General features: G+C 32.3%; 10 protein-coding genes. 4 read left to right on the forward strand and 6 right to left on the reverse strand.

Annotated features, from left to right (window positions below; genetic code table 11):
* Window positions 1–39: 39 nt before the first annotated feature.
* From leuB to recG, 5 genes are all read right to left on the reverse strand, one after another.
* The gene (gene leuB, locus BT107_RS01830; RefSeq protein ID WP_072302044.1) at window positions 40–1,095 is read right to left on the reverse strand and encodes a 3-isopropylmalate dehydrogenase; all 1,056 of its coding nucleotides are present in this window, start codon (window positions 1,093–1,095) and stop codon (window positions 40–42) included.
* 39 nt (window positions 1,096–1,134) lie between these two features.
* On the reverse strand, window positions 1,135–2,649 hold the full coding sequence (locus tag BT107_RS01835; protein ID WP_425291835.1) for an alpha-isopropylmalate synthase regulatory domain-containing protein: 1,515 nt from the start codon (window positions 2,647–2,649) through the stop codon (window positions 1,135–1,137).
* A 35-nt stretch (window positions 2,650–2,684) separates the two neighbouring features.
* Entirely contained in the window at window positions 2,685–3,281 is a 597-nt protein-coding gene (leuD, locus tag BT107_RS01840) for a 3-isopropylmalate dehydratase small subunit (RefSeq protein ID WP_072302046.1), read from the reverse strand.
* 105 nt (window positions 3,282–3,386) lie between these two features.
* Entirely contained in the window at window positions 3,387–4,778 is a 1,392-nt protein-coding gene (gene leuC / locus BT107_RS01845) for a 3-isopropylmalate dehydratase large subunit (protein WP_072302047.1), read from the reverse strand.
* Between the two features lie 145 nt (window positions 4,779–4,923).
* Complete coding sequence (gene recG / locus BT107_RS01850; RefSeq protein ID WP_072302048.1) at window positions 4,924–7,029, reverse strand: ATP-dependent DNA helicase RecG; 2,106 nt, start codon at window positions 7,027–7,029, stop codon at window positions 4,924–4,926.
* A 71-nt stretch (window positions 7,030–7,100) separates the two neighbouring features.
* On the opposite strand from recG, the gene BT107_RS01855 reads away from it, so the two are divergent.
* From BT107_RS01855 to BT107_RS01870, 4 genes are all read left to right on the forward strand, one after another.
* Entirely contained in the window at window positions 7,101–9,188 is a 2,088-nt protein-coding gene (locus BT107_RS01855; protein ID WP_244543089.1) for a M1 family metallopeptidase, read from the forward strand.
* Window positions 9,189–9,190: 2 nt separating this feature from the next.
* Window positions 9,191–10,096, forward strand: a complete 906-nt coding sequence (locus BT107_RS01860) for a patatin-like phospholipase family protein (RefSeq protein WP_072302050.1) — start codon at window positions 9,191–9,193, stop codon at window positions 10,094–10,096.
* Window positions 10,093–10,992, forward strand: a complete 900-nt coding sequence (locus BT107_RS01865) for a patatin-like phospholipase family protein (RefSeq protein ID WP_072302051.1) — start codon at window positions 10,093–10,095, stop codon at window positions 10,990–10,992. Before BT107_RS01860 ends, BT107_RS01865 begins: the two co-directional genes overlap by 4 nt.
* A gap of 92 nt (window positions 10,993–11,084) precedes the next feature.
* Complete coding sequence (locus BT107_RS01870; protein WP_139254260.1) at window positions 11,085–12,146, forward strand: hypothetical protein; 1,062 nt, start codon at window positions 11,085–11,087, stop codon at window positions 12,144–12,146.
* 240 nt (window positions 12,147–12,386) lie between these two features.
* Here the strand turns inward: BT107_RS01870 and BT107_RS01875 are convergent, their stop codons facing one another.
* Window positions 12,387–12,905, reverse strand: a complete 519-nt coding sequence (locus BT107_RS01875; RefSeq protein WP_072302053.1) for a DUF7935 family protein — start codon at window positions 12,903–12,905, stop codon at window positions 12,387–12,389.
* Between the last annotated feature and the right edge of the window lie 69 nt (window positions 12,906–12,974).

Consider the following 12,974-nt stretch of genomic DNA (forward strand, 5'->3'; position numbering starts at 1 on the left):
TTTCAAAGGCTTTTTCACTAGTATATAATTGTACTAAGATTATATGTTTTTAACCAGCCAATTGCCTACTTCACTTGTTTTAAAAGATTCTCCACCATCAGCTAAATCTTCTGTTACATAGCCTTCTTCTAAAGATTTGTTTACAACATCTCTTATTGTTTGTGCTTCTGTAGTTAATCCAAAATCTTCAAATAACATTGCGGCAGATAAAACTGTTGCTAGTGGGTTAGCAATATCTTTTCCTGCTGCTTGTGGGTAAGAACCGTGTATTGGCTCGTATAATTTATTTTTTGTTCCTACAGATGCAGATGGCATTAACCCCATAGATCCAGATATTACAGAAGCTTCATCTGTTAAAATATCTCCAAAAAGATTTTCTGTAATAATAACATCATATTCACTTGGCCATTGTACCAAACGCATAGCTACAGCATCTACAAACTCATAACTAACAGTTACTTCTGGGTAATCTTTTTCCATTGCCTGTACTGTTTCTCTCCATAGTCTAGAAGATTCTAATACGTTAGCTTTGTCTACACAACATAATTTTTTGCCACGTGTCATTGCCAATTCAAAACCTTTTACAGCAAGTCTTGTAATTTCATCGCGAGTATAGGTCATTGTATCAAAAGCAGTGTTTCCGTTATCTTTTCGGCCTCTTTCGCCAAAATAAACACCACTAGTAAGTTCTCTTAATATAATTAAGTCTGTACCTTCTATACGCTCTCTTTTTAATGGAGATTTATCTATTAAAGAAGGAAAAGTAAATGTTGGTCTAACATTAGCGAACAGGCCTAATTTTTTCCTCATTTTAAGTAACCCTTGTTCAGGTCTTACTTTAGCAGAAGGGTCATTATCAAATCTAGGATGACCAATAGCGCCAAATAAAACAGCATCTGCTGCTTCGCAAATAGCGTGAGTTTCATCTGGGTAAGGCTCACCAACAGCATCTATAGCTGCAGCTCCTGTTAATGCAGGTGTCCAGTTAATTTCGTGATTGTATTTTTCTGCAATAGCGTTAGATACTTTTATAGCCTGGTCTATTACTTCTGGTCCTATACCGTCACCGGCTAATACTGCTATGTTTAGTTTCATATTAATATGTACTCTTTATGTTATTATATTTTTATTTTGCTAAATAATATTTAGCATTTTCTCTGTTGCTTTTATTGCAGATACTGTCTGGTCAGAGTCTAAACCACGAGTTTTAAATTCGTTATCTGCTTTTTTCCAAGTAATAATTGTTTCGCATAAAGCATCAGAATTACTACCCGGCGGTATACGTACGGCGTAATCTATTAATTTTGGCAACTCAATTTTTTTAGCTTTATAAATCTTATTTATCGCATTCATAAAAGCATCATACTGGCCGTCTCCTTGAGCATTTTCTTCAAAAAGTTCTTTCTCTATCTCTACAGCAACTGTAGTAGATGGCTTTAGACCCTTAGAGTGGGTAAGCACGTAAGACTTTATAATTACCTTTTCTTGGTAACTACCGCTATCTAAAACATCAGAAATTATATACGGTAAGTCTTCTTTAGTAACCTTTTCTTTTTTATCACCCAACTCAATAATACGTAGTGTAACTTTCCCTAAATCATCATCATTTAGAGTAAGACCAAGTTCTTGTAAGTTTTTTAAAATGTTTGCCTTTCCAGATGTTTTACCTAGTGCATATTGTCTTTTTCTACCAAAACGTTCTGGTAGTAAATCGTTAAAATAAAGATTCTTTTTACTGTCTCCATCTGCATGTATGCCGGCAGTTTGCGTAAAAACGTTTTCGCCAACAATAGGTTTATTTGCAGGTATTCCAAAGCCTGTAAAAGTAGATACAAGTCTACTTACGGTATACAAAGATGTTTCTTTTAGAGCTATTTCTATATCTGGTAAAAAATCGTTAATTACAGCCACAACACTTGCCATTGGAGCATTACCGGCACGTTCTCCCATACCGTTTACGGTTAAATGTAGTCCGTGGCAACCCGCTTTAAGAGCTTCCATAACATTGGCAACACTTAAATCATAATCATTATGACCGTGAAAATCAAAATGAAGATTTGGATACTTTTTAACTAAATCTGTTATGTAAGCAAACGTTTCTGTGTGCGTTAAAATTCCTAAAGTGTCTGGCAGTAAAACTCTTTTTATAGGTTGATTTGATAAGAAATCTAAAAATTGATATACATATTCTAATGAATTTCGCATACCGTTGCTCCAATCTTCTAAGTAAACATTTGTTTCTATTTGATGCTTTTGAGCAAGAAGTATAGTAGCTTCAATTTCTTTGAAATGCTGCTCTGGTGTTTTTTTTAGTTGATGCGTAAGATGATTTAATGATCCTTTAGTTAGTAAATTTTGAACCTTAGCACCAGCATCTTGCATCCATTTAATAGATACGCCATTATCTACAAAAGTTAAAACTTCTATTTTATTTATAAAATTATGAGAAGCTGCCCAATTTGTAATTTTTTGCACGGCAAGTAATTCACCGTTAGATACACGAGCCGAGGCAACCTCAATTCTATCTACTTTTAGTTCTTCTAAAAGTAATTTGGCAAGGGTTAATTTTTCAGAAACAGAAAAGGACACTCCAGATGTTTGTTCACCATCACGGAGTGTGGTATCCATTATTTCAATTTTTCTTTTCATTATAGTTTTGGTGGGTTATTCAGGTACGTATTAAATTATAGTGGAGTATTTTCAGCAAAAGCCGTAATCTCTTCTTTAATATTTAATAAGTAATCAATATCATCAAAACCATTTAGCATATTGTCTTTTTTGTATGCATTAATGTCAAACGATTCTTTTTCTCCAGTACCAACAATAGTAATGGTCTGTTCAGGTAAACTAATTTCTACTTGTGCTTTAGGGTCTTTTTCTGTTTCAGCATATATTTTTTCTAAAAATTCTGCAGAAACTTGTACCGGTAATACCCCGACATTTAAACAGTTATTTCTAAAAATATCAGCAAAAAAACTAGAAACTACACACCTAAATCCATAATCGTATACTGCCCATGCTGCGTGTTCACGAGAAGATCCTGAACCAAAGTTTTTACCACCTACCAGTATTTTACCAGCGTATTTATCTTGGTTTAATACAAAATCTTTTTTAGGAGTATTGTCTGGGTTATAGCGCCAGTCTCTAAATAGATTATCTCCAAAACCTTTACGTTCTGTAGCTTTTAAAAATCTAGCAGGTATTATTTGGTCTGTATCTACGTTTTCTATTGGTAGCGGAACTATGCTACTTTTTAATGTGTTGAATTTGTCGTATGCCATTTTAAATTTACTTTTAACCTCTAGCTTTTGGCTATTGGTGTATTTTAATTATCAATTTTCTAAAGCTTTTAGTTGGTAACTAAGAGCTAATAGCTAACAGCTATTTTATAGCAATTCTCTGGGGTCTGTTACTTTTCCAGTAACTGCTGCAGCGGCTGCAACAAGAGGAGATGCTAACAATGTTCTAGAACCTGGACCCTGTCTACCTTCAAAATTTCTGTTAGATGTACTTACCGCGTATTTGCCTGTAGGTACTTTATCATCATTCATAGCTAAACAAGCAGAACAACCTGGTTCTCTAAGTTCAAAACCAGCAGCTGTTAAAATATCTAATAAACCTTCTTCTTTAATTGCAGCTTCTACTTTATGAGAACCAGGAACCAACCAAGCGGTAACGTTTGGTGCTTTTTGTTTTCCTTTAATAATCTCTGTAAACGCTCTAAAATCTTCAATTCTTCCGTTGGTACAACTTCCTAAAAAGACAAAGTCAATTGGCTTACCAATCATAGAATCACCTTCATTAAAGGCCATATATTGCAACGATTTTTTATAGGTAGATACACCACCTTCTAAACTCTCTGCAGTTGGTATGTCATTACCAATACCCATACCCATACCAGGATTGGTACCGTAAGTAATCATTGGTTCTATATCTTCACCTTTAAAAGTAAGTTCTTTATCAAAAGTGGCATTTTCTTCAGTATATAATGTATCCCAATATGCTTTTGCTTTATCCCAAGCAGTACCAGTTGGTGTAAATTCTCTTCCTTTAACGTAATCTAATGTTTTTTCGTCTGGAGCAATCATACCACCACGGGCACCCATTTCTATGCTTAAGTTACAAACCGTCATACGGCCTTCCATAGACATATTCTTAAATACATCACCAGCATATTCTACAAAATATCCGGTAGCACCAGATGTAGTTAATTGTGATATAATGTATAATGCAACATCTTTAGGAGTAACACCTTTACTAAGGTTACCAACAACGTTAATACGCATACTTTTTGGTTTAGGCTGCATTATACATTGTGTAGCCAATACCATTTCTACTTCAGACGTACCAATACCAAAAGCAATTGCACCAAAAGCACCATGTGTAGATGTGTGTGAGTCTCCACACACAATAGTTGCACCTGGTTGTGTAATTCCGTATTCTGGACCAACAACGTGTACAATGCCATTTTTCTCGTGACCTAATCCCCAATAACTAATACCGTGCGCGTTAGAGTTTTCTTCTAAAGCTTTTAACTGTTTAGCAGATAAAGGATCTTTTACGGGTAAGTGTTGGTTAATAGTTGGTGTGTTATGGTCCGCAGTAGCAAATGTTTTTTCTGGGTGTTTAACACCAATGTTTCTACTTTTTAAGCCTAAAAAAGCAACAGGACTTGTTACTTCATGTACCATATGGCGGTCTATAAAAAGAACATCTGGTCCGTTTTCTATTTTTCTTACTACGTGGGAGTCCCACACCTTGTCAAACAGTGTTTTCATGTATTATTTATTTTCGTCTTAGTTAGGATAAAGATTTGTGTAATTCTACACTATCTTATTCTTAAGTTTCTAATAAAACCTCTAACTATCAAAAATAAAGAATACTAAAAATTGTTTGTTAAAATATTGTGTAAAATTACGATGTTCAACTTATATACGTCCATATGTTTTTGTGCTTTACAAGTTGTGCGTATGCTTCTGAAACCACAGTATTACTAGGATTACTAAGACTAGGGTCCTCTTTTAAAATTTTAATAGCATAATGCCTAGCCGTTTGTAAAATGTCGTTGTCTTTTACAATGTCTGCTATTTTTAGGTTTAAAACACCGCTTTGTTGCGTACCCATAATATCTCCAGGTCCACGAAGTTTTAAATCTACCTCTGCAATTTCAAAACCATCGTTGGTACGCACCATTGTTTCTAGTCTTGTTTTGGCATCAGGGGACAGTTTATGACTGGTCATTAAAATACAATAACTTTGGTCTGCACCACGACCAACACGACCTCTTAATTGGTGTAGTTGAGACAAACCAAAACGTTCTGCACTCTCAATAATCATAACAGAAGCATTAGGTACATTAACACCAACTTCTATTACAGTTGTAGCTACCATTATTTGAGTTTCACCTTTTATAAATCGTTGCATTTCAAATTCTTTGTCAGCGGGTTTCATTTGTCCGTGTACAATTGATATTTGATATTTAGGTGCAGGAAAATCACGAGATATACTCTCGTAACCATCCATAAGATCTTTATAGTCCAAAGCTTCAGACTCTTGTATTAATGGGTAAACAACATATACTTGTCTGCCTATATTTATTTCATCCTTTAAAAAACTAAAAACTTTTAGTCTGTTAGAGTCAAATCTGTGTACGGTTTTAATTGGTTTACGACCAGGAGGTAACTCATCTATTACAGAAATATCTAAATCGCCATACAAACTCATTGCTAAGGTTCTAGGAATAGGAGTGGCTGTCATTACCAAAATATGCGGAGGCACAGTGTTTTTACGCCATAGTTTTGCACGTTGAGCTACTCCAAATCTATGTTGTTCATCTATAATTGCTAAGCCTAAATTTTTGTATTGTACCTTATCTTCTAATAAAGCGTGTGTGCCAATTAAAATATGAAGTTCACCACTTTCTAAATCTTCGTGAATAACTTTTCTGGCAGATTTTTTTACAGAACCTGTGAGTAAAGCTACTTTTATATCTAACCCTTGTAGTAGTTCTGTTATGCCGTGGTAGTGTTGTGTTGCTAAAATTTCTGTAGGAGCCATTAAACACGCCTGAAAACCATTGTCTAAAGCCAGTAAAATTGTCATTAAAGCAACAATAGTTTTACCAGAACCAACATCTCCCTGTAAAAGTCTGTTCATTTGTGCATTACTGCCTAAATCTGCTCTAATTTCTTTAATAACTCTTTTTTGAGCATTAGTAAGCTCAAACGGCAAATGGTTGTTGTAAAAATCACCAAAATAAGTACCTACCGCAGTAAACGGAAAGCCCTTAATTTTGTTTTTACGAACCATTTTTTTTGCAATTAACTGTAGCTGAATGTAAAATAACTCTTCAAACTTAAGCCTAAACTGTGCTTTTGCTAATTCTTCCTGACTTTTAGGAAAGTGTATATTTAATAGGGCATCACTCTTACCCATTAACTTTAATTCAGATAATAAATAAGTAGGTAGTGTTTCTACAAACCTAGCTTTTGTATCTAAAAAAAGCTGTTGCATTAACTTACTTGTACCCTTGTTTGTAATACCTCTACTACTTAGTTTTTCTGTAGAAGGGTAAATAGGTTGCATACTAACTTTTAGCCCTTTTTTATGGTCTTCTAAAAGTTCTAATTCTGGATGAGGCATAGAAAAAGTACCATTAAACCAATTTGTTTTACCGTATATAACATAAGGTACATTTAGTTTAATGTTTTCTCTAATCCACTTTTGTCCTCTAAACCAAACCAGCTCCATTTTTCCAGTCTCATCTACAAAAGTGGCAACGAGTCTTTTTCCTCTTTTTTGCTCAATAGCTTTTAACTGTATTATTTTACCTATTACTTGTACTTCTGCGCTATTGCGTTGCAGCTCATTAATTTTGTAATAGTGTGTTTTGTCTAAATATCTATTAGGAAAAAGATTTATTAAATCTTGATAGGTGTAAATGCCTAATTCACCCTGTAAGGTTTCGGCTCTACTTGGGCCAACACCTTTTAAATATGCAATGGGAGTTTGTAAATAATTAGCATTCATACGACTAAAATAAACCGAATCTGAACAACTGCAAAAGATGAAAATGCTTATTTTGGTTGAAAATTAGAATGATGACTTTTTTTAGATACTTTTCTCTATTTTTTATTTGCACTCAATGTCTTGTTTTACAGGCACAAGAGCAATCAAAAGTAGACTTTTTAGAGGCAGATGTAGTGTTGTACCCAAATGCAGAAACCAAGACAATAAATGGTACTGTTAGCTATACTTTTACAACATTAGCAAAGGTAGATTCTGTTTTTTTAGATGCAAAGCATATGACCTTTACTAAAGTTTTGCTAAATAATAGGTCTGTAAAACATATTGTAGACGCAAATAGAATTACACTGTTTAAAAAGTTAAAAGAAGGAAAAAAGTACAAATTAGAGCTTACCTACAAAGCAGAGCCAAAGCAAACACTTTACTTTTTTGGGTGGAATAAAGAGGATACTACAAACAACCAAATTTGGACACAAGGACAGGGTAAATATACAAGTCATTGGTTACCTAGTTTTGATGATATGAATGAGAAAGTGGTGTTTAATTTAGACATAACGTTTCATGAAAAATACCAGGTAATTGCTAACGGAAAACTTAAAAGTACAAACACAACTAATGGCTTAAAAAGATGGCAGTATACAATGTCTAATCCTATGTCTAGTTATTTATTAGCTTTTGCTATTGGTAAGTATTCTGTAAAAAAACAAGTTTCTAGTTCTGGCATACCAATAGAGCTATATTACTACCCAAAAGATTCTGCTAAGGTTGAAACTACATATAGATATAGCAATGAGATTTTTAACTTTTTAGAGAATGAAATAGGTGTGCCTTATCCTTGGCAGGTTTATAAACAAATACCTGTTAGAGATTTTTTATATGCAGGTATGGAAAATACAACAACAACCATTTTTTCTGATGCTTATGTTGTAGATTCTATTGCATATAATGATACCAACTATGTAAATATTAATGCGCACGAATTGGCACACCAATGGTTTGGAGATTTAGTTACAGAGGTTAGTAGTAATCACCATTGGTTGCACGAGGGTTTTGCAACGTATTACGCGTATTTAGCACAAAAAGAAGTTTTAGGAGAAGATTTTTTTAATTGGAAGTTATATTCAACAGCACTACAATTAGATAAATTTAGCCAAAATAATAAAGGAGAATCTTTAATAAACCCTAAAGCTAGTAGTTTAACCTTTTACGAAAAAGGAGCTTGGGCTTTACACGCTTTAGTACATAAAGTTGGTAAAGATGCTTTTAAAAAAGGTGTAAAGAAATATTTAGAGAAGCATAAGTATAAAAATGTAACTGTATCAGACTTTTTAAAAAGTATAGAAGAGGCTAGTGGTACAGATTTATCAGACTATAAAAAAACGTGGTTAGAAGCTACGACTTTCCCAACAGATAAAGCAAAAGCTATTTTAAAAAAGACATCTTCTTCTGTTGCATCATTCTATATGCTACAAAAAGAATTAAGTGTAAGTAAAAAGCCAAATAGCGTAATTATAGACAGGTATTGGGAGCAAACAACATCAACAGAACTTAAAAATAATATTATAGAATTTTATTCAAAGTCTTTATCTAAGGCTGTTAAGGATAATATTTTAAAATCTAACAACGTAATGTTACGCAAAACATTGGCTTTAAATACGCCTAAAATTTTAGGAGAAGATGTTTCTTTCTTCGAGTCTTTTTTAACCGATGAAAGCTATACAACTATAGAAAATATATTATATAAGTTATGGATTTATAATCCAGAAAAACGCGTAGATTATTTAGATAAAACAGAAGGAGTTATAGGTTTTTCTAGTAAAAATGTTAGACAATTATGGTTAGCATTGGCAATTATGACCAAAGAGTATAATGTAGATTTAAAAGCTGAATATCTAAAGGAATTAAGAGGTTATACAAGTGAAGTAGAATATTTTGAAACTAGGCAATTGGCTTTTTCTTATTTAAACGATTTGTTTTATTTAGATGATACTAACCTAAAAGATTTAATACACGCTACAAACCATCCTGTTTGGCAGTTTAAAAAGTTTGCCAGGAATTTGGTTGAAGATTTACTAGAGAAAAAGGAATACAAAAAGAAATTAGAAGAGCTAGAAGGTCAAGTTTCTAAAGCAGATTTTAAATATATTAAAAGTAAATTGTAATTATGCGAGCAATGGTAATTTCTGGAGGAGGTAGTAAGGGTGCTTTTGCAGGCGGTGTAGCACAATACTTGTTACAAGATGCAAAACATAATTATGATATGTTTATTGGCACATCTACCGGAAGTTTACTTATTTCTCATTTAGCATTGCAAAAAATAGAGAAAATAAAATCTATTTACACATCTGTTAATCAAGAGCATATTTTTAGCTCTTGCCCGTATACAATTACCAAAAAACACGGTATAGAAACTATTGGAATTAATCATTTTAGAGTATTAAAAAATATATTGCTTGGTAGTAAAACCTTTGGAGAAAGTCACAATCTCTTAAAACTAATAAAACAGTCTGTAACAGAAATAGAATTTGATTTATTAAAAGAAAGAAAGATAGAAATTGTAGTTACTGTAGCAAATTTATCTTTAAATAAAGTAGAGTATAAGTCTATTAAAGAATGTACTTACGATGAGTTTTGCGAGTGGATCTGGATCTCTTGTAATTACACACCATTTATGAGTTTGGTTAAAAAAAATGGATGCGAATATGCAGATGGTGGTCTTGGTAGTATGGTGCCTATAGAAGAAGCTATTAAAAGAGGAGCAACTATTATAGATGCTATTATTTTACAGACCGAAACCAATTTATTTAATAGAATGCCATCTAAAAATGCATTTTCGTTGTTAACCAATATGTTTGCTTTTATGGCAGACAGAATAGAACAACAAAACATACGTATTGGGAAGTTTGTAGCCAACCATAACAATACAATTATTAACTTTTATTACACACCTACCATTTTAACTACAAATTCGCTTATTTTTGAAGAGAAAAAAATGACTGCTTGGTGGAAAAGTGGTTACGATTTTGCAAAGAATAAAAATACAGAAACTAACCATATAGATATAGAATGAGAGCATTAGTTATTAGCGGTGGCGGAAGCAAAGGAGCGTTTGCCGGAGGAGTAGCTCAGTATTTAATGGAGATAGAGAATAGAGATTATGATATTCTTGTGGGTACTTCTACAGGTAGTTTATTAATTTCTCATTTAGCATTAAACAATGTTGGTTTGTTGTATGACTTGTATACCAATGTAAATCAGCGTAAAATATTTAGTTTAAATCCGTTTGTGGTTAACCGTAAAGGAGATAGAGAATTTGTATCTATTAACTATTTTAATGTGTTGCTTCAGTTTATAAAACGTAAACGAACTTTTGGTGAAAGTAAGTCTCTACGAACTACAATTAAAAAACATTTTACAGTATCAGACTATAGGCAAATTATAGAGAATACGTCTAAGGATGTTGTGGTAACGGTTTCTAATTTATCTAAAAATAGAGTAGAGTATAAGTCTATTAGAGATTTTAGTTATGAAGAATTTTGTGATTGGATCTGGATTTCTTGTAACTATATTCCTTTTATGTCTTTGGTGAAAAAAGATGGATACGAATATGGTGATGGTGGTTTAGGCTGTGTATTACCTATAAGAGAGGCTATAGAACGTGGCGCTACAGAAGTAGATGCCATTATCTTAGAATCCGAAAAAATGGAACACAATAAAGTATTAGGTAAAAATCCGTTTTCCTTAATGCTTAGTATTTATGGTTTTGTTTTAGACCAAATAGAATACCATGATATATCTGAAGGTGTAATTTATGCAAAACACAAAGGTGTTAAGCTAAATTTATATTACACGCCAACAAAACTTACCGAGAACTCTTTAGTCTTTAATAAAAAGTTAATGGCACAATGGTGGGAGCAAGGGTTTAGTTATGCTGAGAAAAAAGTCACAAAACTTAGCAATATATAACCATATTTTGGAACTTATTTAAGGGTGTTTTTTAATACGAATTACTGTTTTTTATCGTTATTTATTTTTAACAAAATATGTAACCTTAAATTATGATGACGAACCTTAAGTTCTTAAGATTTTCTTTACTTGTTTCATTAGCTTTTATAAATGTATTTAGTTTTTACTCCTGTAATAAGGAAGATACTAACAATGATGATGCTAGTGTTACAGAAGATGCCTTAAAATTAGATGAATATTTTTATATAAACGAAGAAAAAACGGTAGTAAACTATATTCTTTCGTCAGAAGATTATAATTCTTTTTTAGTTCCAGATACAGAAAAAGATTTTTCTAAAATTACCAAAAAAGTTTACGAGCATTTTGAAGATGATTTCGATTTTATTTTTATTCTTTCTAATGAAAAAGAACAACCTAGCGGTTTGTATTATGGTGTTACATACACAGCTCAAAATAATATAGAAGGAATAGGAGGAAACCTTTATAATGGTACTGCAAAGTATGGTTCTGCAGGTAAACTAAAGAGTGTTATACATATGCCTAGAACGGAATATATTAAAAATGGTCCATTCTTACATGAAATTATGCACTATTGGGGAAACTATGATTTTATAGAAACACAAGAAAACGGACATTGGGGTTTCTCTTCTATAGGAGGGCAACTAGGTGGTTTTGATGAGTTAGTAGACTCTGGAGATAATACATACATTGGAAAATTAAATGGAGAAAAAGGATTTGGAACCTTTGCAAACGGAGGTAATAGTATTCCTTATAGTAATGCAGAACTTTATTTAATGGGTTTAATTGGAGCAGATGAGTTAAATGATATTAAAATTGCTAAAAATGCAAAAACAACAAAGTACGGTGAGTTTGCTGCAGATGAAATTATAACATTAACTGCTAGTGATATTGTAGCTAAGCACGGAGAAAGAAAACCATCTGTAGCAGCATCGCAAAAGTTATTTAATGCTATTGTAGTTGTAATTTCTAAAAGTGCGCTTTCTAAAGATGTAATGAATAGTTTAGAGGATAATATAGAGAATTTTTCTAGAAATGCTGCACCAGATGCTTCTTGGGGAAATACAAATAACTTTTGGATGGCAACTAAAGAAAAAGCAACATTAAATATAGTAATACCTAATCCTAAAAAATAGTATTAATTTATCTTTTTTAAATATTTCAAAGGCATCTAAAAAGTTATTTTAGGTGCTTTTTTTATTTGTACAATGGGTTTCTATATGTGTATATAGATATGAATTTATATTGTTTTAAAAGCCTTTACAGCTTCTTTTATATAAAGAAATAACTATTATATACGCAAGTGTCAAAAAGCAATCGCAAAAAAAAGACTGTCATAAGACAGTCTTTTAATTATAAAATAATAAGTTTATTGTTTACCATAATTCACTAATCTCTTTTTTAATAAAAGTAAGAGCTGTTGCAGATGGTGAAGGTTTGTCCATAGTATCGTTTAATATATCTTCTCTTAACTTGTCTGCAGATTCTGTCTGACTTAAAGCAGTCTTACGAATTATTTGTACTGTAGCGCTTTTAGCTGTTTTAATGATATTCCAGCTTTCGTCAGATAAATATATTTGTTGAGATAGGTTATGATCAAACTCCTTTTCTATATTCTTTATTAATAAAGTTTCATATGCATTTTTATCATTACCAACTGGGGCAACACGCACAACTAAACTTGGAATAGAAATACGTTCTAAAAAAAGGGCCATACGCTCATAAGCTTGTAATCTTGTAGGTAACGTACTTTTCTGAGAATCTTTATGCAATAAAAATCTTCTTCTTCCGTCTTCGTTTTTAGTGTGTAATTTAAAAAAATAAAATGCTACAATACCAGTTACTACACTTGGTAATAAATATGCAAACATTTGTAAAACTATTTCAGATGTCATTGTGGTTATTTTTAAGTTTGACTACGGTTGTAGAACGCATATTTTTTTCAAAAATTATATAAAACCAGA

Origin of the sequence: Cellulophaga fucicola (genome assembly GCF_900119145.1) — a bacterium.
Taxonomy (GTDB): domain Bacteria; phylum Bacteroidota; class Bacteroidia; order Flavobacteriales; family Flavobacteriaceae; genus Cellulophaga; species Cellulophaga fucicola.

Excerpts from the sequence above, each read along its gene's own strand:
- BT107_RS01865 (WP_072302051.1), top strand. The coding sequence starts at position 10,093 with ATGAGAGCATTAGTTATTAGCGGTGGCGGAAGCAAAGGAGCGTTTGCC.
- BT107_RS01855 (WP_244543089.1), top strand. The coding sequence starts at position 7,101 with ATGACTTTTTTTAGATACTTTTCTCTATTTTTTATTTGCACTCAATGT.
- leuD (WP_072302046.1), bottom strand. The coding sequence starts at position 3,281 with ATGGCATACGACAAATTCAACACATTAAAAAGTAGCATAGTTCCGCTA.
- leuC (WP_072302047.1), bottom strand. The coding sequence starts at position 4,778 with ATGAAAACACTGTTTGACAAGGTGTGGGACTCCCACGTAGTAAGAAAA.
- BT107_RS01875 (WP_072302053.1), bottom strand. The coding sequence starts at position 12,905 with ATGACATCTGAAATAGTTTTACAAATGTTTGCATATTTATTACCAAGT.
- BT107_RS01870 (WP_139254260.1), top strand. The coding sequence starts at position 11,085 with ATGATGACGAACCTTAAGTTCTTAAGATTTTCTTTACTTGTTTCATTA.
- BT107_RS01860 (WP_072302050.1), top strand. The coding sequence starts at position 9,191 with ATGCGAGCAATGGTAATTTCTGGAGGAGGTAGTAAGGGTGCTTTTGCA.
- BT107_RS01835 (WP_425291835.1), bottom strand. The coding sequence starts at position 2,649 with ATGAAAAGAAAAATTGAAATAATGGATACCACACTCCGTGATGGTGAA.
- recG (WP_072302048.1), bottom strand. The coding sequence starts at position 7,029 with ATGAATGCTAATTATTTACAAACTCCCATTGCATATTTAAAAGGTGTT.
- leuB (WP_072302044.1), bottom strand. The coding sequence starts at position 1,095 with ATGAAACTAAACATAGCAGTATTAGCCGGTGACGGTATAGGACCAGAA.